Below are 25,848 nucleotides of genomic sequence, written 5' to 3'. Positions count from 1 at the left end.
AATAAAATTTGAGATAAAAATGAGCAATCAACACAACCAAGAAAAACTATCTAGCGCACGTTTCAGTGAATCAACCGATGCCTTTGTAGAAGCCTTTACCGCCTCGATTCAGTTCGATAACCGAATGTACAAACAAGATATCCAAGGCTCTATCGCACATGCCAAAATGCTCACCAAAGTGGGGATTTTGAATGACGCTGAACTCAATGACATCATTAATGGCTTAACGCAAGTTCAACAAGAAATTGAAGCGGGCGAGTTTCAGTGGTCGATCAAACAAGAAGATATTCATATGAATATCGAAGCGCGTTTAACCAACCTGATCGGCATTACCGGTAAGAAACTGCATACCGGTCGTTCACGTAACGACCAAGTAGCAACCGATATCCGTCTGTATATTCGTGATGAAATTGATGCGATTCTACCTGAGTTGAAGCGTTTACAAACAGGCCTGGTTGAATTGGCCGAACGTGAAGCCGATACCATCATGCCTGGTTTCACCCATTTACAAACCGCTCAACCAGTGACGTTTGGTCACCATATGCTGGCTTGGTTCGAGATGATTAAACGTGACGTAGAACGTTTGCAAGACTGCCGCAAGCGTGTCAATACCATGCCTTTGGGTTCAGCCGCTTTAGCGGGCACAACCTACCCGATTGAGCGTGAATACACCGCAGAATTATTGGGCTTTGAACGTATTACCGAAAATTCATTGGACGGGGTTTCTGACCGTGACTTTGCAATCGAATTCACGCATTTTGCCGCAACCTTAATGATGCATCTATCACGTTTTTCTGAAGAGTTGGTTCTGTGGTCATCGGCACAATTTCAGTTCATTGATCTGCCTGACCGCTTCTGCACGGGATCATCGATTATGCCGCAAAAGAAAAATCCTGACGTACCAGAATTGGTTCGTGGTAAAACCGGGCGTGTTTATGGTCACCTGATGAGTTTGTTAACCTTGATGAAATCGCAGCCATTGGCTTACAACAAAGACAATCAAGAAGATAAGGAACCTTTGTTTGACACCGTCGATACTGTTAAAGGATCTTTAAGAGCATTTGCCGATATGGTTCCTGCCATTCAAGTTAAACGTGAAATCACTTATGAAGCGGCTAAACGCGGCTTCTCTACCGCAACTGATTTAGCTGACTACTTGGTAGGTAAAGGGTTAGCGTTCCGCGACTCTCACGAGGTAGTGGGGTTGGCGGTCGCCCACGGTATTAAGACAGGTGAGGACCTTTCTGAAATGTCATTGGAAACCTTACAAGGTTTCTGTGACAAAATCACCGATGATGTCTTTGAGGTATTAACCCTTGAGGGTTCTGTTGCCGCACGTAATCATTTAGGGGGTACCGCTCCAAATCAAGTACGAGCGGCGGTTGCAAGAGCTAAGGCCTATTTGGCGTCTTAAGATTTAAGCCATCAAAACCTAAAGCGACCAGGCCTGGTGGTAGTTTTACTGGTCACTTTTCCAAGCCGCGCATTTATTTGTTAGCGGCTTTTTTATTATCTTTCCTGATAAAACCCTAATTCATCATTCACATTTAAGAGAACTTCCGGTGCATTTAGATCGTTATTTAAGCAAGTATGCAGGATTGAGCCGTAAATCGATTTTGCGCTTACTCAATCTTGGGAAGATTAAAGTGGATGAGCAGGTCACTTTATCGCGAGACCATCCGGTGAACGATTTTTCAAAAATTCACATTGAAGGTAAGTTGCTCAATCTACATAAACCCGCCCGTTATTTTTTAATGAACAAGCCGGCCGGAATATTGAGCGCCACGACTGACCCACAACATACTACCGCCATCGAATTAATTGCCGAAACCGAACGGGAAGATTTACATATTGCCGGTCGTTTGGATCGAGCGACAACAGGCCTGCTTATTCTGACCAATGATGGTAAATGGTCACGCCATATCACCGAACCTAAACAAAAGGTTCCTAAAACCTATCGGGTGGAAACCGTGTATGCGATTTCACCGCAAACGGCGAATTTGTTCAGCAAAGGCATTTACTTTGCCTATGAAAACATGACCACCAGTCCAGCTGAAATCGAGATACTCAGCCCAACAAGCTGTCGTCTGACCATTTATGAGGGGCGATACCATCAAATCAAACGCATGTTTGCTGCAACTGGCAATCGCGTTAAAAACCTACACCGGGAATCCGTGGGAGAGATTAAATTAGACTCGGCTTTACGCCCTGGAGATTATCGAGCCTTAAGCCAAGCTGAAATCGATTCGATATGGCGGACAAAGCCAGAAAAGGGTGAATAAACCCGCCTTTTTAAGACAAAACTTTTGCAGAAATCAAACCTACCAGGCCTGGTAGGTTTGATTTAGAAGCGAAAAACCATCAAGCTGCCAAAGCCGTTCCATAAGCAATGACCTTGTTACGCCCAGTCTGTTTCGCTTGATACAGTGCTTGATCGGCTTTATCAATCAACATCACTTCATCAGGCACTTGGACTTCAGGGAAACCACAGACGCCCACACTGACGGTAATATCGATTCGCTGATCACCTTCTGTGAAAATCGTATCTTGAACTTGATGGCGAATTCTTTCACTGACATCAAGCGCGTCTTTGGTGCTAGCACCTTGTAAAATCATCAAGAACTCTTCACCACCATAACGCACCACAATATCGCCATCACGCAAGGTCTTCTTAAGAATCGAAGCGATCAGAATAATCGCTTTATCACCCACCAAATGACCATAGTTATCATTTATTTTCTTAAAGTGGTCGATATCCACCATTATCACACTCAATGCGGATTGCTCTCGAGTTGCCCGGCCAAAATCTTCTTTAAGACGAGCCATTCCAAAACGGCGGTTGTAGACATTGGTCAATCCATCATAGGCCGCCAATCTCTGGAATTTGGAATGTATCAATGCATTGTTGAGTGCCAATCCCATGCTACGGGCAAACAAATGTAACGTCGTATTGGTACGTTCATCGGCCATTTCTGAGCCGGTTGCAGCAACCATCACCCCTAAATGAGTCCCTTTAAACTCAATCGGCTCAATGAACACTTCCGTTGGGGTAAATTGCGTTAAAACCCCATCTAACTGGATATGCTTGGGCAAGGTAATCCTTTGGGCTTTACCTTTATTAATCGCATCAAGCACCGTGGTATGCTCGGTGAGCGTTTCAGGATGAAATATACCCTGAGTCGCTTCCACCACGATTTCACCATTTTTGTACAATAAAATAGCTGCAGCTTCTATTTTGGTTGCTGAAATAAGTAGGTTAATGGTCTCTTCGGAGAGCGTCTCCACTTCAAGGTTTTGTGACATAACCTTAGTGAATTTATTGAAGACCTGTTCATTTTCATGAGAGGACAATAACGCGGCTAATAGCTGATTGTAGGCACTGGCGCTTACGCCGATTTCATCATTGGAAAGCACTTCCATGGTACAAAGTTGCTCATGGCACTTTACGGAGTAATCGATAAAATCCTTTTCCTGTAAACCCTCTGCGATATCCTGCATTTTCAACGCCAATTGCTTCAAATGCGGTCTAATAACCATCGAAATCATCAAAAAGCTCAGCAAACCGACCATTTGTCCGGCAATTTGCGTGACCAAATAGAACTCCCAAGTCAGCACTTCACTTTCTGGAAAACCGTACCATACAAGAAAGTGAGGAAAGGCTAAACCAATGATTACACCCACCACTTGCATGTAAATGAATTGGTCTAAAAAGATACTTTTGGTAAGTCTAGGGATTTGCATTCAAATGTCCTGTATCAACAAGGTTAATCGTTAAATTGTATGACTGAACGGACAACCATATCGTTGTATTTAAAGCTGTTCAAACTTGCCAAGTCAATTAAGCATGCCATGCCATAAACGTTATAACCAACCTCTTCACACAAAGCCGCCGCCGCTCCCATTGAACCACCTGTAGCGATCAAGTCATCCAATAAAACAATCTTACTGCCATCCCCTTTCTGCATCTCAAGCCTGTCCGTACCGTATTCCAAACCATACTCGATGGATGCGGCGACATTAGGCAATTTGCCCGGTTTTCTCACCTTGATAAAGCCTTTTTTGTGCTTATAGGCTAAAGCGGCGGCAAAAATAAAACCACGAGACTCAATTCCAGCCAAACAGTCAATCTCATCCCACTCTTGCTGTGAAAACAAGTCGCTGATGGCGTCAATCGTTTCTGCGAAATGGCTTTTTAAAAGAGGGGAGATATCACTGAATAGAATACCTGGTTTTGGAAAATCCGGAACAGAGTCTAAATATTGCGCTAATGGGTGGTGGGCCATAATTTTCCTTTCACTTTATTGATTGAATGTCGCATTGTAAAAAAGACCAAAGTAACAAAAATCGAGCATGGCTTATGAAAACCATCTTTACTCTGTAATAATAAATGATTATTCTAACAATTCTATTGCCTTTTGGGCTTTCTAAATAATGGTTTAATCAGCAAAATATCTTATGCACCTAATAGAAAATAAATACGAAACGGCCGGGCTTTTAAAGTTGCCACCTCATGCAAGGGATATTGCCGAACATTTGCTAACATTGACACCATTAAATGAACTGCTTTTAATGTGGCAAGCCGATGAACCTAATCAGGATTTATTGCATGAACATCGTGTGCCTGAGAAATTATGGCCAGAGATTATCAATGCGACGCTCTTAGCCAAAACGACTTACTTTTTACCCAATCCCAACTTTACAAAAGAAGAGTTGCTTTACTTGATGAAAGCGGCCTGTTCCAGCATCGGATTGCCGTTAAATCTCTATTCGGTAAAAGAAGTCATTGAAATGAGCCGTGAAGAGTACCCGATATTCAGTGAATGGTTAAAAACGTTTGCCAATTTACTCAAACAAAAACGCTAAAATCTGACCTTTGAGCATGACTCGATAACTTTTCAGCTACTCAGTAGATAACCAGAGATAACCAGGCCTGGTCATGATTTTGATATAAAAAAAGGCCAAAACCACCAAGTAAAATCTCAGTATGTCTTGACCTTGAAGGTTCATTTATTGGCTTGAGCTAACCTCTCAAATCAAATGATTGTTTTTGACTCTTTTAAGAGGGTGCGAATATTTTTCTTTGCGGCGGCATGGCCATATTGGGCGGCCAAACCAAACCAAGAACGGGCTTGAGTCACATTCTTGGCGGTACCTCTTCCTTCTAAATACATCATCGCCAATGCATTTTGCGCTTCCAAGTTACCCCGCATCGCGGCATAACGATACAACTTAAAAGCATGTTCCAAGTTGGTAGGCATACCCAAACCTTGTTCAAACAAGCGCGCCAAATTATAAGCGGCATAAGGGTTGCCTTTCTCGAAAGCCTGTTGGTACATATTGGCGGCCATCGCATAGGATTCCCTTACCGGTTTACCCTGCTCATACATCCGACCCAAATTATTTTCTGCACGTGAATAATCTCTAAACGCACAGTTTTCATAAAGGTTGAAAGCGGTATCCAAATCACCGGATTGTTCGCTCTCCAACGCCTTTTTAAAGATTGGATACATATAATGCTCATCTGCCAAAACCGTCATAGGGTCTTCAGGATAGGATTTATCGACCCTAACACTCATCTGACGAACCCAATCAGGAACCGTGAAATCTTCTAACCAAGCATTCAATTCAGCCAGGCCTGGTCGCTTTTCCGGGTCTTTCTGGGTCATCCAGAAAATAAGATAACGCCAAAAAATAGGTAACTTATTCATTTTATGGACCGTGTGGTGTGCATGTGCCCAAAGCTGTTTAGCCTCATCGTTGACCTTATCTAAGCGATAAATATGTTTGCCGGTTAAGGCAAAGTACAAAGTGCAACCCAATGAATAGATATCACTAGCCTCTTCTACCTGGCCATTTAAACGCTCTGGTGCAAAATAACGTTTATCACCACACATAGTTTCCGAGTCATATGAACTTAATGAAGGTATCGAATGCGACCAATCAATGAGGTAGGCCTGCTTGTCTCCCATAATGATATTGTCGGGTCGAATATCACCATGGACAAACCCAACATGGTGAACTCTTTCTAGAATAGCAAGCAAATCACCCAGCAATTGTTTCGCGGTCTTGACCGGTAAGGGACCTTTCTTTTTAATTGTTTGGGAAAGGGTACGTTTACCCACAAAATCAAAAAACTGCAGGTAACGAAATCCGACTTTGCGGATTTCATTAAAGTGCATGAATTCTGGAAACTGATTTAAATAATGCAACAAATCCTTTTCACGCTTCACAGCCTGATAGTGGCTAATATCGTCAATAACCCGCACAATCTGTTTACGCACAACACCTGCTTCAGTCGTTTGCTTAACCTTATAAATAGAAGCGATATCCCCCTCTAAAAGCAGCTTGACCTTACTCAAATCGGGCTGTTGTTCCAACACAGGTAAAACCTCATCAGACATACCTTAGTTTTCTCCATTCTTTGCAACATATCTAAACCATTATAACGGTTTAAAAAATATCTCAATAAAATTGAATCTAAAAAAAAGGGCACTTGAATGGTGCCCTTTTAATTTAGGTTAAATATCAGTCATTTTGAAAGTCGATATTCAAATCATTGATATTGTCGATAACTTGGTTATCAAGATAGATGGTACTAATATCACCACCACTCGCTGAACCATTCGAATCAACCGTGATTTTGGTATTAACCGCATTCGCATCACCTGCAGCAACTTCATTGCCATCGGCATCAAGATTAGTGAAATTGAGATACTGCTCCAGCGTTCCCTCTGTTGCTGAATCATCAATCACTTCACTTAAGTCTAAAACGTCGCCTTCGGCTTTATTATAGTCAGTAATCGTTGTGCTACCGCCGGTGCTATCTGGTTCAATCACAAAGACATCCGCACCCGTACCGCCAGTCAGGATATCATCGCCCTCACCACCGTAAAGCAGATCATTGCCAGCACCACCATCAAGCATATCATCACCTGCACCGCCACGAAGCAGGTCATTACCCTCACCACCGCTTAGGGTATCGTTACCTTCGTAACCGTAGATACGATCTGAATCGCTGGTTCCTACAAGCGTATCATCGCCGGTAGTGCCTTCATAAATACCGTTGTCTTCAATTGAATTATCCAGCAAGTTAACATCAATTAAATTACCAACCGTTTCTGTATCACTTAAACCGGTTGTATCCGTTGCCGTGATTGTTGTTGAAGTTAAAAGACCTAAATCAGCTATTAACGCTTGATTAAACTCAACCGTACCTAATAACTCGTTGATAACCTGATTATCAATCTCACCACCATCAGTTGCCGTGATGGTAATCGAATAACTACCACCTAAACTCACTAATCCTAGAAGATTCAAACCGCCAGTATCATATGAAACCGCCAAGCCAAGTTCATTGGCTAGTTGCTCGGAAATCGTCATCGGAGCACCACCGTCAATTAAGTTGACACCTAATAAACTGCCCGTTGTCAGCGTAACCGATTTCAAATTGCTATTGGCATCAAATGCGGTGAACGTCTGATGTGCACCGAAGTCAAGTAGATTGAGCGCTTCCACACCAATTAAACCAAGTAAGCTATTACTATCTTGAATATCAACAACAGGGGCAACAGGAGGCTGAACAATATCAATCGTCAACTGTGCAGTATCACTATCTCCATCTGGTTGAGTCAATTTATAGGTAAAGCTATCTTGCTCACCGGTATTGCTAATATCAGCATTTGGTGTATAGGTATAAGAACCATTGCTGCTGATTTCTAAAGTACCGTATGTTCCAATAACGGTTGTTCCAGAAACAGGCACATCAACAAATTCAGTACCATTCCAAATCGACAATGAAGCACCTTCCGAACCTTTGTCATCGACCTCACCAGCCGCATTAACATCGGTGATGACATTACCTGAAACGGAACCAGTCTGAACTTTCCAAGAATGAGGTGTTGTCGAAACAACATCAATATTCTGTAAGCTCACGGATAAGTCATATCGCTTATCTCCAATACCTGAATCATTAGCTGTCAATACCAGTTTGTAGTCCCCAGCAACAAGGTTGCTCACTGTAATATTGAACTCGTCATCAGGTAGATTATAGGTCACCGTTTGAATAACCTCTCCAGAGCCATCATTTTTCATAAGGGCCCAGGTATAACTATCCCCAAGAACAAATTCAAAATCATTCACTCTCAAGTCAAACTCAATCGAACCGGTCGTACCTTCAGCAATACTAAAGGTTCTTTCACCCGTTACAGTATCACCCCTACCTTTATCGGTAGCCGTTAGCGTAAGATCATAGAGTTGTTCTGTAGATTCAGAAGCTTGAACTTCTACCAACTGGACTGTAGCTTGGTTAGTATTGTCATAAGCCACCACTTCACTGCTATCCGTCGTGGTCAAAATCAAGTCCGCTGACGCGGTCGAACCATCGCTATCTTGAACCGTATAAGTCACATGGGAAACCACATCGTCTGCCACATCACCAATTGAAGTGAAACTATAAGCACCTTGGTTATCGATAGTCACCGTACCGGCTGCGGTCTCGATAGTGAACTCGGTATTGGTTGCATCAAAGGTATAGGTTGTTCCGTTATATTCAACCGATACCAGCTTCACATCCGCCCAACCATCAGCACCTGATTGGTCGACCAAATTGCCTGATGTCGAATCGACGACGACACTACCTTGTGTTGGCTCGATCTCTACTACAGTTGTACTCAATGTCGCTGACAACTGGGTTTCATCGGTAACTTCAATATACTCTTTACCGCTAGTATCCGCTTTATCAGCAAGTACCTGAATCGTGTTCAAATAAATCGGGTTTTGAACATTGCTACCTATAGCGACGACATGTAAATCATCCATATTGCTACTAATGAATGATTCCCAATTCACAATCGCCGAATCTGAATCGCTATCTACAGAGCTTGCATTATCGTTTGGATCCCCATCCGACAAGAAGTAGGCAATCGTCTGAGAAGCCGGATGATCAACAAAGTCGTTTACCGACATCGTTGAATTGATGGCATCAAGATAATCTGTACCACCAACATTAACAGCAACGGTAGAACCTGAACTGTAAAGACCATTTGTATAGCCGCTATCATTCCAATGCAATACCAAAGTATCCAGGTAATTGACGGCTTCTGATGCTGTCATCCAACCCATATTCATCGCATCTCTACCAAACAGCGTCAAATTGACCGCTGTATCACCTTGAGCATCATATTTCGTTATCAAGTCAACTAACGCATCCCTAGCTATTTCAAAGCGGGTTTTAGTCGAGCCGTCAACCGCTGTATCCATTGATCCGGAAACATCAAGCGTCAAGATTAGATTTGTAGAACCATCACTACCACTACTTTGACCTTCAGTTAAAGTAACTTCATTGTCATAGGCGATTGGCGTATCATCGGCAATGTTAATATCGACCGTTGCATACTGCGTATCAGATTCCCCATCTGAAACCCCAATACGGAAACTGTTGCTAGCATCAGCATTATTCACATTCGTTGCCGAAGATATCAATGTAAAGTCATAACCAAACTGACCATTACTATAACTGGTAATTTCTACAGTACCGTTATCCGTATTAAACGTCTGGCCAATCAAATCACTCCAATCGGCAATACCATTCACACCTAACGTAAAGGTCGCAGTTGAACCATTGGTACCCGTTTCATCAAAACTTATGGTCGTGATATCCGCTAAACCATCTCCGTCAGAAATCGTGAACGTTCCGGAAGCTTTCTCAGAAGTGTCGCTGTTATTAGACGCATCCCCATCTGCCAATTCACCAGTACCGCCAGCCTCTAAACCAGCCTCAGAAACAGAAATCTCATCGCCTAGTGTAATCGTAGGTGCATCATTAACCGGTGTAACGTTCACGTTGACCGTTGCGGTATCAATCCCCCCTTCACCATCACTAATTGTGTAAGTAAAGCTATCTGGACCGTTATAGTTAGGGTTTGGAATGTAAGTAATCGTTCCATCACCATTCACTATAATCGAACCATTTGCAGGATTGGTCGTTGCAACAATCGACAAATCATCACTATCAGGATCTTGATCATTGTCTAACACATGAATAATAGTGCCAAAGCTATCTTCAGCAACTAAAATAATGCCATCATCAACCGCATCCGGACCAGGGTTGGTCACAGTCCAATCGAAACTTGTAACGGCTGGAGGGTTAAAGCCATCCGTTGCCGTGATTGTGACTGAATAGACGCCACCGGCACCACCTTGGGACGCACTATTGTCTAGAGAACCTGTAATCTCTCCTGTTGAAGAGTTAATTGATAACCCTGGAGGAAGTCCAGTAACACTGTACGTCAGCGAGCTGTCGTCAGTAAAGAAGCTTGAAACATCAAAACTGACTGCCGTTGCATCTTCATCATTTTGTGGAGGAATCGTTGTTACTTCAGGCGCCTCATCATCATCGGTAATAAAGGTTTCAATACTGCTGTTACCAAGCTCTACAGCCTCATAACCACCTGTTGCATAATTAGAGATAGATACTGTATAGGATTCCGTATTCTCTTTAATTTGGTCTTCTATATTATCTACAGTAAATGTTGCTGTCGTTTGGCCTGCCAAAATAGTCACTGTACGTGTTTCTACAACAACATCGCCATCTGTTGTCACATTAGCGATGCTAACCTCTACATCCATGTCTTGAACAGGAGCATTAGTGACACTCAAGGTATATTCAACAGCATCACCTTCAATTGTCGATGTTGAACCGCTGATGCTTAGAACTGCTCCAGAGTCTCTCTCATTTGGCTGATCTGGATCATTTGGATTATATGGATTGGTTTCATCGGTAATCGCTGTCGTTACCGAATTAACACCAATAATCGTGTTCTCAAAACCTCCACCAGAGGTGCCTGTCAGGCTCACTTTGTAGTCTTCACTGCTTTCAGCTAGCGCATCATCGTTGGTACTCACGGTGAAGTTAACGGACGTTTGTCCTGCTGGAATCGTCACGGTTGTATTAAGAGGTACATAGTCACCGTCTTCTGTGGTGATATGACCTGTTTGTACTGTGACAATTAGATCCGTTGTTGGAATTCGATCAACCATTACCGTATAGCTAGCGCTTTCACCTTCAACCACACTAGTGGCTCCACTGATACTGACCGTAGCGGTATCTTCAGAAGCTGGTGAACTTTCATCGACAATAGATGTGGTAACTTGTGAGCTACCTAAAACGATGTTTTCTACACCACCACCTACAGGGTTACTCATGGTGACCGTGAAGTCTTCGCTACCTTCTGCATAGGCGTCATCAATCGTGTCTACCGTAAAGTCGACCGATGTTTGACCAGCAGGAATGGTCACATTTTGTGTAATAGCAACATAGTCGCCATCTTCTGTCGTGATATGCCCAGTTGTAACCGTAACCGTCAGATCGGTTACAACTGGTTTGTCTGCCGTTACGGTGTACGCAGCCTGAGTACTTTCTTCTACTTGTGCATCACCACTTAGCGTTAGGGTAACAGTGTCTTCTGCTCCTGGCGTGCCTTCGTCTGTAATGGTTCCTACACCTTGTGCGTCAGCGATTTGTGCATTCGCGCTAGGGTTGCTTAAGTTCATGAAGAAGGTTTCAGGGTTCTCTTTGATATAGTCATCGGTAATTGGAACCGTAATCGTTGTGGTAGTCGTTCCAGCTGCAATCGAACCAGAACCACTTACCGCAGTATAGTCGCTACCTGCCAACGCAGAGTTATCCGATGAGGCGTAATCAAACGTCACTTCTGAAGTGGTTGGGTTGCTCAACGTCACGGTAAATTCTAGCGTTCCAGCATCTTCGTTAACCGTGACATTATTGATAACCAGGCTTGGAGTGCCTTCGTCGTCAATAATATTGGTTTCTACAGGGCTAGTATTTACGTTGATTGTTTCAAAACCTCCACCTGATGTGATGCCAGTCAGAGCGACGCTGTACAACTCGTTTCCTTCGGTTAGGTTGTCGTCGTTGTTGTCAACGGTAAATTGAATCGAGGTTGCGCCTTGTGGAATAGTAACCATTTGCGTAACTGGCGTTAAATCTCCGTTGTCAGTCTGAATATGGCCAACAATCACTTCTACATCCATTGCCGTTGCGGTTGGTTGATCCACACTGATCGTGTAAGTCGCTTGACCTCCTTCAGATACTGTGCTGTCGCCCATCAACGTCACATTGATGACTTCATCGTTTGGTTCGGTGCCTGGCGTGCTGTTATCGCTGATTGTGGTGCTTGCGGTATCTGTACCAAGCACGATATTTTCAAAACCACCTTGCGATGGGTTGCTGATAACGACACTGTAGACTTCATCACCTTCGGCATAGGCGTCATCAATCGTTGCCACATTAAGGGGTACTGATAGCTGACCTGCTGGAATGGTGACTTGTGTGATTCCAGTGTTAATATCACCTGAGTCTGCTGAAGTGTAGGTGTAGGTCACATCAATAGTCATGTCCACTGATGGGGCTTTATCAACACTGATTGTGTAAGCCGCGGTATTTCCTTCAATAACGGAAGTATCACCAGAAATCGATACAGTCGCTGTATCGTCTGTACCTGTTCCACCATCAGGTTCATCAGCACCGTCTTTAATGGTTGTGGCTTGTGCAGCGGTTCCGATAACCACATTTTCAGCACCACCGCCTTGTGGATTGGAGATGGTGACATTGAACACTTCATCGCCTTCTAGGTAGGCATCATCTACGGTTGCAACATTGAATGGTGCTGAGGTAGAGCTACCGGCCGGAATGGTAACTGTCGCAATACCTTCTACGATATCTCCGGTTTCTGCAGAGATGTAGTTGTAAGCAACGTCAACAGTCATGTCTGTAACAACTGGCTTGTCAGTCGTTACGGTGTAACTGGCTGTTTCACCTTCAGCAACAATGGCTGTACCGTCGATGCTCACGGTAATGGTATCTTCTGAACCAGGAGTTGCTTCGTCCGTAATCGTTCCCACACCTTGTGCATCCGCAACCACAACACTTGGAGAAATGTTGCTTAGGTTCATTAGGAAAGTTTCCGGATTTTCCGCAATGTAATCATCCGTAATTGGAACGGTAATCGTGGTTGACGTGTTTCCTGCGGTAATCACACCACTTCCTGACACAGCCGTGTAGTCACTACCCGCAAGCGCACTGCCGTTATCAGCCGAGGCATAGTCAAAGGTGACGTCTGTTGTAGAGTCTGTACTCAATGACACAGTAAAGGTCATTGTGCCAGCATCTTCATTGACAGTTACATCATTAATGCTGATTGACAGTACATCATTGTCCACAATCGTCGTTTCAACCGGCGCAGTGTTAATGTTGATGGTTTCAAAACCGCCACCCACAGTGTTATTGCCTGTTAGGGCTACCTGGTAGTCTTCATTACCTTCTGCTGTAGTGTCTTCGTTATTGCTGACCGTGAAGTTGGCACTGCTTACTCCTGCTGGGATGGTAACCATCATCGTTGTTGGAACAAGGTCACCATTATCAGTCGTGATATGTCCTGTTTGCACTTCAACTTGCATAGCTGTTGCCGCCGGCTGGTCCAGCGTCACTGTGTATGTTGCTGTCCCACCTTCAGCTACAGAGGCATCACCGGTTAGCGTGATATTGATGACTTCATCATCCACTTCCGTATTTGGAATGGTGTTGTCTTTAATGACGGTTTCAACTGGGGTTTTGTTTACATTAACCGCTTCAAAACCTCCGCCCGTGGTCACTCCTGAGAGAGTAACCGTGTAACTCTCATCGCCTTCTGCATAGGCATCGTCGATATTGCTGACGCTAAAGTCAACGTGATCACTTCCCGCTGGGACGGTTACGGTCATAGTGGTTGGAACTAAATCACCATTGTCTGTCGTAACGTGGCCCGTCACAACAACGACGTCCATGGCTGTAATCGCGGTTTCGCTTAGAGTAACGGTGTAATTTGCCGTACCGCCTTCGGTAACGGTTGTATCACCACTGAGGCTAACGGTAATCGTGTCTGCTGTGCCAGGCACTGGTTCATCACTGATAATACCTAGACCAGTACCATCGCCAATCGTGGCATTGACCGGGTTAGATAGAATAACGTCTAAAGTCTCTGAGCCTTCGGCAATGAAGTCGTCTGTAACAGGGACGGTGATGGTTTTGGTGAGTTCTCCTGGCGCAAAACTTAGGCTGCCACTTACTGCGGTGTAATCTAAGCCTGCTGTCGCAGTACCATTGGAACTAGCATAATCCACAGTCGTGACAAAATCACTTGGATTACTCAAGGTAACCGTAAAGGTCATTGAGCCTTGGTCTTCATTTACGCTTACATCGTTGATACTTAATGACGGTATATCATTATCAATGAAAGAACCATCATCATAGATTGTACCTACACCTGAATCGCTGTTTGCTCCCACTGATGCCGTTAAAGTAAAGCCTTCCGGCCCTTCATAAACAGGATTTCCATTATCATCGGTAGTTTGAACTTTAGCTTGTAGACCAGTTACTAATGCAGGAATGGTAAAACTACCATCTGGATTTGCAGTAATAGTTTGTTCACCTAAAAGGGTCTGATAAGTCAATACAATATTCGAAGTGTTATGATCAAAGTCATTAGCTTCTGTCGTAGTATCTGCCAATGCTAAATTCATTGTTACAGGTACTAGAGAAGGTTGCATATCAATATCAAATACCGCAATATCTCCTTCCGATACAGCGACATCGGAAACATTGATATCAGGGTCAGATGAGATAACCGCTTTTATATCCACCTCAATACTGGTTTGGACTTCATCGCCATCCGCATCAGTAATGTAAACAGGAAGATATACTTTACCGTTTAACGTTGAATTCAAAATATCAGCCTGGGTAAGGGATAGCATATTGTTTGAATCAATCGTTGCACTTAGACCATCAACTGAAACCAAAACGCCTTCATCATCTAATGCCCAACCTAACCCTGTTTTTAACGAAATACTTCCTGGGCCATCAGCACCGAACTTAACTAGATTATTCAAATCAATTGTTAAGGTATTAGAAATCGTATTGGTTAGAGAGTCGAAACTGAAATTATCAGACAGAGACAATACATCAACCAATGCATCTATTCCTGAGTTATCAAGTCCCAAATCTGCTTTAATAATTGTGCCATCAGGCATGTCGTCTTCAACAACAACCGTTAACGTAGATGGAGTTGATTGGTTATACCCGTCTGAAGCGACAAAACCTACGTCAAAAGATAATGTATCTTCAACTGAATTCACAGGATGATCAACAGGCCCGCTTAACGTGACGGTATAACCACCTGACGTATCCGCATCCACTGTAACAATCGTATTTTGCTCAGAAACATCGATTGCTAAGGTAGCATCGACATCTAGAGCGCCTCCAAGAACACTTACCTTGACGCCAATATCCACCAATGGAGAATCATTCGCATCAGAGCTCGGAGTAAAACGTAGGTTTCCTTCAATAATATCTGTATTACTGATTGTCTGACCAACACCTACTGCAACCCAAGCGTTTCCATCAAACAACTCCAAAGTACCCGTACTTGCAAGAGCCGTAATCTCAACACTAGCAACATCTCCAATAGCCACGCTTGCGGCCAATGAGATATCACCAAGACCTAGAACAATCGATTCACTTGTATAACCCGTTAAATGATTCGAGCCTTCACCTGACCAAATGATTTGATGCCCATCAGATGTCAAAGTAGAAGTTGGCGCTGTAAATGAAATCGAAAGTGAATCACCATCTAAATCCTGTGCCAAAGTTCCAGTGAAAGTTGTGTTATTTGTCGTATCGTCACCAGCATTGGCACCCGATGTATCAGCAAGTCCACCTGAAAGACCCTCTTCAGAAACTCGAGCTGTAACATCTATAGTAGTAGGAGCATTATCGTCATCTAGAATCGTGGCATCCGCACTATTCTGGGTAGCGCTGACAACAGAATTAGTCACCGATTGAACCGTTAAGCTAAAACTTTCATCTTGTTCAATATAGTGATCATCCGCTGCCGTAAACGTAATCACTGGAGCTTCTGTGCTACCAGCAGGGATCATCACCTCAACGCCATTAGTGAAGAAATCCGCAATCTCTTGCTGGGTTGTCAACGTCTGAACATTACCGTTTACATCGGTATAACTAATCTGACTAAAATCCGTAATCGCTGTATCACCAAAAGCTGGTTTGATTGTCACAACCGAATCAAAATCACTCAAATTATCTTGCGTGACTTTAAATACGATTGTGCTGTTATTGACATCCCCTTCTAATGCTGAATTGTCAATCGCAGAAATTGAAACTACAGGAATGTCGTTGTCTACTGGCGTGCCTGGAGGTGGTGTACCTGTGCCGTCATCGACAATCGTCGCACTGCCTGTATCACTGCCAACCAACGCTGAACCCGCGGTTAAGCTGAAGGTTTCAGGTCCTTCGTATACATCGTCTTGAGTCGTGGCAACGTCAACCGTCAATGAGGTAACCCCTGCAGGAACCGTGTAGCTGCCATCTGTGTTTTGGGGGATGACGATGTCGTTGACGCCGTCGTTGTAGCTGACAGTCATCGCACCGATGTCGTTCGCTTCGGCGGTACCTAATGTGGTGCTTAAGCTGATGTCGTGTGCCGCTTCCATCGGGTTGCTTAACGTTACGATGAAGCTTGCATCCGAACCTTCATTGATCGTTCCAGCATCCGCTACGCTGATGGTTGGGATGTCGTTGTCTACTGGCGTGCCTGGAGGTGGTGTACCTGTGCCGTCATCGACAATCGTCGCACTGCCTGTATCACTGCCAACCAACGCTGAACCCGCGGTTAAGCTGAAGGTTTCAGGTCCTTCGTATACATCGTCTTGAGTCGTGGCAACGTCAACCGTCAATGAGGTAACCCCTGCAGGAACCGTGTAGCTGCCATCTGTGTTTTGGGTGATGACGATGTCGTTGACGCCGTCGTTGTAGCTGACAGTCATCGCACCGATGTCGTTCGCTTCGGCGGTACCTAATGTGGTGCTTAAGCTGATGTCGTGTGCCGCTTCCATCGGGTTGCTTAACGTTACGATGAAGCTTGCATCCGAACCTTCATTGATCGTTCCGGCATCCGCTACGCTGATGGTTGGGATGTCGTTGTCTACTGGTGTGCCTGGAGGCGGTGTGCCTGTGCCGTCATCGACAATCGTCGCACTGCCCGTGTCGCTGCCAACCAACGTTGAACCCGCGGTTAAGCTGAAGGTTTCAGGTCCTTCGTATACATCGTCTTGAGTCGTGGCAACGTCAACCGTCAATGAGGTAACCCCTGCAGGAACCGTGTAGCTGCCATCTGTGTTTTGGGGGATGACGATGTCGTTGACGCCGTCGTTGTAGCTGACAGTCATCGCACCGATGTCGTTCGCTTCGGCGGTACCTAATGTGGTGCTTAAGCTGATGTCGTGTGCCGCTTCCATCGGGTTGCTTAACGTTACGATGAAGCTTGCATCCGAACCTTCATTGATCGTTCCAGCATCCGCTACGCTGATGGTTGGGATGTCGTTGTCTACTGGCGTGCCTGGAGGTGGTGTACCTGTGCCGTCATCGACAATCGTCGCACTGCCTGTATCACTGCCAACCAACGCTGAACCCGCGGTTAAGCTGAAGGTTTCAGGTCCTTCGTATACATCGTCTTGAGTCGTGGCAACGTCAACCGTCAATGAGGTAACCCCTGCAGGAACCGTGTAGCTGCCATCTGTGTTTTGGGGGATGACGATGTCGTTGACGCCGTCGTTGTAGCTGACAGTCATCGCACCGATGTCGTTCGCTTCGGCGGTACCTAATGTGGTGCTTAAGCTGATGTCGTGTGCCGCTTCCATCGGGTTGCTTAACGTTACGATGAAGCTTGCATCCGAACCTTCATTGATCGTTCCAGCATCCGCTACGCTGATGGTTGGGATGTCGTTGTCTACTGGCGTGCCTGGAGGTGGTGTGCCTGTGCCGTCATCGACAATCGTCGCACTGCCTGTATCACTGCCAACCAACGCTGAACCCGCGGTTAAGCTGAAGGTTTCAGGTCCTTCGTAGACATCGTCTTGAGTCGTTACAACGTCAACCGTCAATGAGGTAACCCCTGCAGGAACCGTGTAGCTGCCATCTGTGTTTTGGGTGATGACGATGTCGTTGACGCCGTCGTTGTAGCTGACAGTCATCGCACCGATGTCATTCGCTTCGGCGGTACCTAATGTGGTGCTTAAGCTGATGTCGTGTGCCGCTTCCATCGGGTTGCTTAACGTTACGATGAAGCTTGCATCCGAACCTTCATTGATCGTTCCGGCATCCGCTACGCTGATGGTTGGGATGTCGTTGTCTACTGGCGTGCCTGGAGGTGGTGTACCTGTGCCGTCATCGACAATCGTCGCACTGCCTGTATCACTGCCAACCAACGCTGAACCCGCGGTTAAGCTGAAGGTTTCAGGTCCTTCGTATACATCGTCTTGAGTCGTTACAACGTCAACCGTCAATGAGGTAACCCCTGCAGGAACCGTGTAGCTGCCATCTGTGTTTTGGGGGATGACGATGTCGTTGACGCCGTCGTTGTAGCTGACAGTCATCGCACCGATGTCGTTCGCTTCGGCGGTACCTAATGTGGTGCTTAAGCTGATGTCGTGTGCCGCTTCCATCGGGTTGCTTAACGTTACGATGAAGCTTGCATCCGAACCTTCATTGATCGTTCCGGCATCCGCTACGCTGATGGTTGGGATGTCGTTGTCTACTGGTGTGCCTGGAGGCGGTGTGCCTGTGCCGTCATCGACAATCGTCGCACTGCCCGTGTCGCTGCCAACCAACGTTGAACCCGCGGTTAAGCTGAAGGTTTCAGGTCCTTCGTATACATCGTCTTGAGTCGTTACAACGTCAACCGTCAATGAGGTAACCCCTGCAGGAACCGTGTAGCTGCCATCTGTGTTTTGGGTGATGACGATGTCGTTGACGCCGTCGTTGTAGCTGACAGTCATCGCACCGATGTCGTTCGCTTCGGCGGTACCTAATGTGGTGCTTAAGCTGATGTCGTGTGCCGCTTCCATCGGGTTGCTTAACGTTACGATGAAGCTTGCATCCGAACCTTCATTGATCGTTCCGGCATCCGCTACGCTGATGGTTGGGATGTCGTTGTCTACTGGCGTGCCTGGAGGCGGTGTGCCTGTGCCGTCATCGACAATCGTCGCACTGCCCGTGTCACTGCCAACCAACGTTGAACCCGCGGTTAAGCTGAAGGTTTCAGGTCCTTCGTATACATCGTCTTGAGTCGTGGCAACGTCAACCGTCAATGAGGTAACCCCTGCAGGAACCGTGTAGCTGCCATCTGTGTTTTGGGTGATGACGATGTCGTTGACGCCGTCGTTGTAGCTGACAGTCATCGCACCGATGTCGTTCGCTTCGGCGGTACCTAATGTGGTGCTTAAGCTGATGTCGTGTGCCGCTTCCATCGGGTTGCTTAACGTTACGATGAAGCTTGCATCCGAACCTTCATTGATCGTTCCGGCATCCGCTACGCTGATGGTTGGGATGTCGTTGTCTACTGGCGTGCCTGGAGGTGGTGTACCTGTGCCGTCATCGACAATCGTCGCACTGCCTGTATCACTGCCAACCAACGCTGAACCCGCGGTTAAGCTGAAGGTTTCAGGTCCTTCGTATACATCGTCTTGAGTCGTGGCAACGTCAACCGTCAATGAGGTAACCCCTGCAGGAACCGTGTAGCTGCCATCTGTGTTTTGGGGGATGACGATGTCGTTGACGCCGTCGTTGTAGCTGACAGTCATCGCACCGATGTCGTTCGCTTCGGCGGTACCTAATGTGGTGCTTAAGCTGATGTCGTGTGCCGCTTCCATCGGGTTGCTTAACGTTACGATGAAGCTTGCATCCGAACCTTCATTGATCGTTCCAGCATCCGCTACGCTGATGGTTGGGATGTCGTTGTCTACTGGCGTGCCTGGAGGTGGTGTACCTGTGCCGTCATCGACAATCGTCGCACTGCCTGTATCACTGCCAACCAACGCTGAACCCGCGGTTAAGCTGAAGGTTTCAGGTCCTTCGTATACATCGTCTTGAGTCGTGGCAACGTCAACCGTCAATGAGGTAACCCCTGCAGGAACCGTGTAGCTGCCATCTGTGTTTTGGGTGATGACGATGTCGTTGACGCCGTCGTTGTAGCTGACAGTCATCGCACCGATGTCGTTCGCTTCGGCGGTACCTAATGTGGTGCTTAAGCTGATGTCGTGTGCCGCTTCCATCGGGTTGCTTAACGTTACGATGAAGCTTGCATCCGAACCTTCATTGATCGTTCCGGCATCCGCTACGCTGATGGTTGGGATGTCGTTGTCTACTGGTGTGCCTGGAGGCGGTGTGCCTGTGCCGTCATCGACAATCGTCGCACTGCCCGTGTCGCTGCCAACCAACGTTGAACCCGCGGTTAAGCTGAAGGTTTCAGGTCCTTCGTATACATCGTCTTGAGTCGTGGCAACGTCAACCGTCAATGAGGTAACCCCTGCAGGAACCGTGTAGCTGCCATCTGTGTTTTGGGGGATGACGATGTCGTTGACGCCGTCGTTGTAGCTGACAGTCATCGCACCGATGTCGTTCGCTTCGGCGGTACCTAATGTGGTGCTTAAGCTGATGTCGTGTGCCGCTTCCATCGGGTTGCTTAACGTTACGATGAAGCTTGCATCCGAACCTTCATTGATCGTTCCAGCATCCGCTACGCTGATGGTTGGGATGTCGTTGTCTACTGGCGTGCCTGGAGGTGGTGTACCTGTGCCGTCATCGACAATCGTCGCACTGCCTGTATCACTGCCAACCAACGCTGAACCCGCGGTTAAGCTGAAGGTTTCAGGTCCTTCGTATACATCGTCTTGAGTCGTGGCAACGTCAACCGTCAATGAGGTAACCCCTGCAGGAACCGTGTAGCTGCCATCTGTGTTTTGGGGGATGACGATGTCGTTGACGCCGTCGTTGTAGCTGACAGTCATCGCACCGATGTCGTTCGCTTCGGCGGTACCTAATGTGGTGCTTAAGCTGATGTCGTGTGCCGCTTCCATCGGGTTGCTTAACGTTACGATGAAGCTTGCATCCGAACCTTCATTGATCGTTCCAGCATCCGCTACGCTGATGGTTGGGATGTCGTTGTCTACTGGCGTGCCTGGAGGTGGTGTACCTGTGCCGTCATCGACAATCGTCGCACTGCCTGTATCACTGCCAACCAACGCTGAACCCGCGGTTAAGCTGAAGGTTTCAGGTCCTTCGTATACATCGTCTTGAGTCGTGGCAACGTCAACCGTCAATGAGGTAACCCCTGCAGGAACCGTGTAGCTGCCATCTGTGTTTTGGGTGATGACGATGTCGTTGACGCCGTCGTTGTAGCTGACAGTCATCGCACCGATGTCGTTCGCTTCGGCGGTACCTAATGTGGTGCTTAAGCTGATGTCGTGTGCCGCTTCCATCGGGTTGCTTAACGTTACGATGAAGCTTGCATCCGAACCTTCATTGATCGTTCCGGCATCCGCTACGCTGATGGTTGGGATGTCGTTGTCTACTGGTGTGCCTGGAGGCGGTGTGCCTGTGCCGTCATCGACAATCGTCGCACTGCCCGTGTCGCTGCCAACCAACGTTGAACCCGCGGTTAAGCTGAAGGTTTCAGGTCCTTCGTATACATCGTCTTGAGTCGTGGCAACGTCAACCGTCAATGAGGTAACCCCTGCAGGAACCGTGTAGCTGCCATCTGTGTTTTGGGGGATGACGATGTCGTTGACGCCGTCGTTGTAGCTGACAGTCATCGCACCGATGTCGTTCGCTTCGGCGGTACCTAATGTGGTGCTTAAGCTGATGTCGTGTGCCGCTTCCATCGGGTTGCTTAACGTTACGATGAAGCTTGCATCCGAACCTTCATTGATCGTTCCGGCATCCGCTACGCTGATGGTTGGGATAACAGGTGTAGCAGGAGTAACACCAGGAGCGATCTCTTCACCGGTATAACGTGTCACATCAGTGAATGTTTGATTTTCTGTCGTCGTATCAAAACCTGAAGTCACTTGGCCTGTGCTTGCTATACGTTCGACAAAAACACCGCCATCCGAGGCGCTACCAAAGACTAAAGCATCACCGGCTGCAGTGGCTTCAAGTGCGTCGAAGTTTCCTTCCAATACCGCTTGCTGAAGTGCTGCGATATCTACAGCGCCTTCTGTTCCAGAATCGACCATGTTCGCTTGTCCAGCCACGTCGTCATCCAAACGCATTTGCGTGTCGCGTCCAAGTGTTAAAAGCGTACCATTGGCCATATCGATAACGATGCCACCCTTACCGGAGGTTTGAATAACCTCTCCTGCGAATACCTCATCCCCAGCTTGTAGAACACGACTTTCACCTGTCGCTGGATTTATGGCACGAACAACACCTTCTAACTTTGAAACTTCACCGACGATTGTAGACATTTTGGCACTCCAATTTTTGCATTGAATATCAAGCTATTAAAACTCTATTTAAACGTATCATACGCTTGAGGTTCAAGCACGCCTACTGTACCCAAGGACAATACAATAATCTTTTTTTAGTTAACAATTTATAACCCACTAAATATAGATTAGGATTATAGAAATTCACTAAATGTAGTGTCATAAATCCTTTAAACTTATTGAAACAAACTCTCTTTCTTTGAATTTGATTTATAAATCGGTTTTTTGCCCTTCATTTATCCTATAATTGAATCATCAATAATTGATTTTTCTTTTAGTTAAGATGTTTTGCAGGAGTTTATTATGTCTACAATTAACCCTAATCTTGCTTCAGCCGCACTATCAATGCAAAACCAACAAAGCAACAATAATTCTAAAATTGAATCTAAGACCAATGAACGATCCTCTGAAAGCTTGCGCACGCCTTCCAAGCTAGATACATCGGTGACATTAACGACAAGCACCGAAAATCCGGTAACCGATTATTTATCCTTAAGCCGTCAGCAAACCATCAACAATACTGAAGCGGTTGAAAATAGCGCAAACGAAGCCAACGAAACCACAAACGGTTTAACCTATGCCTCCAACTTGCAGGCTCAAAGCAATTTTTTATCAAATCAATCGACTATTTCCACTAAAGAATAGCTTGGATTTAACCAGGCCTGGTTAAACCTACGTCAAGCCGTGGCGGCGTAATTGAAATCGATTGATAGCGACCTAGCATGGATGATGTTATATGAAGTTGGATCCAACGCAATATCCAACCATCTTAATAATGCCAAGATAAAATATCCAAACTCCTCCTATGCTCAACCCATGCACGGTTCAACCCAGTGTTAAGCAAGCCCATCTAATCACCACTAAGGAAGCGAAAACATGACACCAAAAGAGCGCTATCTTAAATTGCAACAACACCTTAAAGAAGAGAACCCGGTTCTTTTAGACATCATCAATACCTACAAAGAGCTTGATAAAGTGGGTTACAAAACTGGGTTGTTAACGAAAGAACAATCTTATGCAACGCAAATCTCGTGGTGGCCGCTTATTTCGGTACTGGGTACCTTTTCGGCAGGTAAGTCGACGTTTATTAACGGCTACACAGGTAAAAAGATTCAAACCACCGGTAATCAAGCCGTTGACGATAAATTTACCGTTCTTTGTTATGGTGAGAACGATGAGGTGACCACTCTACCAGGCCTAGCATTGGATTCTGACCCGCGCTTTCCTTTTTTTGGAATAAGCAAAGAGATTGAGAAGGTCGAAACCGGTGAAGGCAGTCGTATTGATAAATACCTGCAACTCAAAACCACCAATGCAGAGGTGTTAAAAGGCAAAATCTTAATTGATTCTCCTGGCTTTGATGCGGATTCGCAGAGAGACTCAACCCTTAGGATTACCAATCACATTATTGAAATGTCTGATTTGGTATTGGTGTTTTTTGACGCTCGTCACCCTGAGCCAGGTGCAATGCGCGATACATTACAACATTTGGTTGCGACCACCATTGGCCGTAAGGATTCTGACAAGGTTCTTTACATTCTCAATCAAATTGATACCGCCGCGCAAGAAGATAACCCTGAAGAGGTGATTGGTTCATGGCAACGCGCGATTTCCAGTCAAGGCTTGGTGGGTGGAAATTTCTATGCCATCTATAACGAAGCTTCTGCCAATGATTTCGATGATGACGCCAAAGCGGAACGCTTTAAACGTAAAAAAGATTTGGATATGCAGCGCATTCAACAACGTATTGATAAAGTCAGCATCGAACGTACCTACCGCATCGCCAATGCAATGGAAAACCTTGTAGAAGAGATTCATGAAACCAAAATACCACTAATAAAGGATGCCGTCCGCTCATGGCGCAGAAAAGTCATTACTGCAGACATAGCTGTGTTTGCTACCCTGTTTTTCGCTCTGCTGTTTGCCCTTAATACATTTGGCGCTTTTGATACACCTATATTGGAATGGAAAATCGCTCAACTCATGCAAGAATCGATTATCTATGGTGCGGGCTTCAGCGCTGTAGCTGTGGTCATCATTTTCAGCACCCATTGGTTCTTACGCGCCAAACTTTCTGAATGGGATGCGGCACGCATTGAAAAAAACGATCCCCAATTAGCCAATGCCCTTCGTCACAATACACGCTTTTGGCGGCGCATGTTCTCTAAAGAGCCGAGAGGTTGGAGCAACCGAAATCGTCGCAAACTAACCCAAGTCGTGGCGGCCAGTAAAAGAGCCATTCAGAAGTTAAACGACCAATTTGCAAACCCTTCAGGTAAGCAGGAAACGACAACCGCTGAGATTGATATCCCCGAAACAACACCGGTCGAATTTCAGCAGAGCGCCCCAAAAAGCCAAGCCAGCGATATTCAATCAGACGATACTAATCAAAAAATTCAACCTGAAATCCTTGCTACAAACACCACTGAGGCATCCATGACAACAAAGCATGACTCTAAAACGGTTGTTTCTGAAAAATAACCTTCATACGCAAAGCAGGATGGTGTTCAAAACCATACTTGACTCATTCTGTTTTAACTTATTGATAATAATGAATTAAATCAATTACCCTTACATAAAATAAGGCTTTAGCCTATAGGTGTATAAAATATTCTAATACCCATATTAGTTATCCATACTCTTTCAATACTTCCTCAACTTTTACCTATTGCTCAAAGTTAAGCTGAGTATTAAACTCTTCAGTAACTTGAATAAACCTAATCAATTTATTTGAGTTACTCCTTAGTCTTAAAAGCCTCAAAAACTCTCCCTGTTTTAAAAAAGGGTTTTTAATGCTCCTCAGCTTGAAAAGCGCGGTATCGACCAATACCGCGTTTTTTTTTGCTTGATAGTTGCGCAAACTCAATTTTGCACACGGCTCCACCACGACAATTCAAGCAAACTTATTTAAAATACCTTGACCGTATATGGAGTATTTTATGGAAAGCAAATCCCAGCACCGCAATTACAAACACGGACACGGCAGTGATGAACAACACAAAAAAGACCAAGCCCTGTTCAGCCATCTACTCGAACATCATTCTGAACTAGAGCGCACTACGGAAAAACTTCCCAACGGGATTTGTAGCCGCACCACTTCGGCATCTCCCAAGTTGGCTAAAATCATTCAAGAACATGTTATCGGCATGGAAAAACGCTTTGGCATGGGCAGGGCGATCCGTTCTTGGGATCCTCTATTTTCCGCTTTATTTGAATACAAAGACCAAATCAAAATGGAATACCGTAATATAGAAAACGGTGTAGAAGCGACCCTGACCAGCGATGATCCCAAAATAGTAGAGTTGATTCACTGCCATGACGAAACCCTGCATGGCTTTGTTAACGAAGGGTTTGATGCAGGTAAACGCGAAAGTCCCAAGCCTAGCTGGCTTGATGAAAACTAGACTTGAAAACGCCTGAAACACCCCCATATTTTTAGAATTACCGACATAA

General features: G+C 45.6%; 10 protein-coding genes. 6 read left to right on the top strand and 4 right to left on the bottom strand.

Features of this window, described 5'->3' with window-relative positions:
• The first annotated feature begins 19 nt into the window (after positions 1-19).
• Both argH and L6421_RS00565 read left to right on the top strand, forming a co-directional pair.
• Entirely contained in the window at positions 20-1,414 is a 1,395-nt protein-coding gene (gene argH / locus L6421_RS00570) for an argininosuccinate lyase (protein WP_237262030.1), read from the top strand.
• A 148-nt stretch (positions 1,415-1,562) separates the two neighbouring features.
• Positions 1,563-2,282 (top strand): pseudouridine synthase, encoded by a 720-nt coding sequence (locus L6421_RS00565; protein ID WP_237262029.1) that lies wholly within the window; start codon positions 1,563-1,565, stop codon positions 2,280-2,282.
• Between the two features lie 79 nt (positions 2,283-2,361).
• Here the strand turns inward: L6421_RS00565 and L6421_RS00560 are convergent, their stop codons facing one another.
• Complete coding sequence (locus L6421_RS00560) at positions 2,362-3,741, bottom strand: GGDEF domain-containing protein (RefSeq protein ID WP_237262028.1); 1,380 nt, start codon at positions 3,739-3,741, stop codon at positions 2,362-2,364.
• A gap of 23 nt (positions 3,742-3,764) precedes the next feature.
• Positions 3,765-4,283 carry an adenine phosphoribosyltransferase gene (locus L6421_RS00555; protein WP_237262027.1) on the bottom strand — a complete coding sequence of 173 codons (519 nt, stop codon included), beginning with the start codon at positions 4,281-4,283 and terminating at the stop codon, positions 3,765-3,767.
• Positions 4,284-4,455: 172 nt separating this feature from the next.
• Between L6421_RS00555 and L6421_RS00550 the strand changes: the two genes are divergently transcribed.
• Positions 4,456-4,863 carry a hypothetical protein gene (locus tag L6421_RS00550; RefSeq protein WP_237262026.1) on the top strand — a complete coding sequence of 136 codons (408 nt, stop codon included), beginning with the start codon at positions 4,456-4,458 and terminating at the stop codon, positions 4,861-4,863.
• A 170-nt stretch (positions 4,864-5,033) separates the two neighbouring features.
• Here the strand turns inward: L6421_RS00550 and L6421_RS00545 are convergent, their stop codons facing one another.
• Entirely contained in the window at positions 5,034-6,401 is a 1,368-nt protein-coding gene (locus L6421_RS00545; protein WP_237262025.1) for a Sel1-like repeat-containing protein kinase family protein, read from the bottom strand.
• A gap of 124 nt (positions 6,402-6,525) precedes the next feature.
• Complete coding sequence (locus L6421_RS00540) at positions 6,526-22,374, bottom strand: retention module-containing protein (protein ID WP_237262024.1); 15,849 nt, start codon at positions 22,372-22,374, stop codon at positions 6,526-6,528.
• A 324-nt stretch (positions 22,375-22,698) separates the two neighbouring features.
• On the opposite strand from L6421_RS00540, the gene L6421_RS00535 reads away from it, so the two are divergent.
• From L6421_RS00535 to L6421_RS00525, 3 genes are all read left to right on the top strand, one after another.
• Positions 22,699-23,040 carry a hypothetical protein gene (locus tag L6421_RS00535; protein WP_237262023.1) on the top strand — a complete coding sequence of 114 codons (342 nt, stop codon included), beginning with the start codon at positions 22,699-22,701 and terminating at the stop codon, positions 23,038-23,040.
• Positions 23,041-23,271: 231 nt separating this feature from the next.
• Entirely contained in the window at positions 23,272-24,876 is a 1,605-nt protein-coding gene (locus L6421_RS00530) for a dynamin family protein (protein WP_237262022.1), read from the top strand.
• Positions 24,877-25,334: 458 nt separating this feature from the next.
• Complete coding sequence (locus tag L6421_RS00525) at positions 25,335-25,799, top strand: hypothetical protein (protein ID WP_237262021.1); 465 nt, start codon at positions 25,335-25,337, stop codon at positions 25,797-25,799.
• Positions 25,800-25,848 lie beyond the last annotated feature (49 nt).

The organism is Thiomicrorhabdus immobilis (genome assembly GCF_021654855.1).
Lineage (GTDB): Bacteria > Pseudomonadota > Gammaproteobacteria > Thiomicrospirales > Thiomicrospiraceae > Thiomicrorhabdus > Thiomicrorhabdus immobilis.
This window is presented reverse-complemented; position numbering and strand designations above follow the sequence as displayed.

What these genes read in the sequence shown, in the direction of transcription:
- argH (WP_237262030.1), top strand. Translation starts at nt 20, where the DNA reads ATGAGCAATCAACACAACCAAGAAAAACTATCTAGCGCACGTTTCAGT.
- L6421_RS00560 (WP_237262028.1), bottom strand. Translation starts at nt 3,741, where the DNA reads ATGCAAATCCCTAGACTTACCAAAAGTATCTTTTTAGACCAATTCATT.
- L6421_RS00555 (WP_237262027.1), bottom strand. Translation starts at nt 4,283, where the DNA reads ATGGCCCACCACCCATTAGCGCAATATTTAGACTCTGTTCCGGATTTT.
- L6421_RS00550 (WP_237262026.1), top strand. Translation starts at nt 4,456, where the DNA reads ATGCACCTAATAGAAAATAAATACGAAACGGCCGGGCTTTTAAAGTTG.
- L6421_RS00545 (WP_237262025.1), bottom strand. Translation starts at nt 6,401, where the DNA reads ATGTCTGATGAGGTTTTACCTGTGTTGGAACAACAGCCCGATTTGAGT.
- L6421_RS00540 (WP_237262024.1), bottom strand. Translation starts at nt 22,374, where the DNA reads ATGTCTACAATCGTCGGTGAAGTTTCAAAGTTAGAAGGTGTTGTTCGT.
- L6421_RS00535 (WP_237262023.1), top strand. Translation starts at nt 22,699, where the DNA reads ATGTCTACAATTAACCCTAATCTTGCTTCAGCCGCACTATCAATGCAA.
- L6421_RS00530 (WP_237262022.1), top strand. Translation starts at nt 23,272, where the DNA reads ATGACACCAAAAGAGCGCTATCTTAAATTGCAACAACACCTTAAAGAA.
- L6421_RS00525 (WP_237262021.1), top strand. Translation starts at nt 25,335, where the DNA reads ATGGAAAGCAAATCCCAGCACCGCAATTACAAACACGGACACGGCAGT.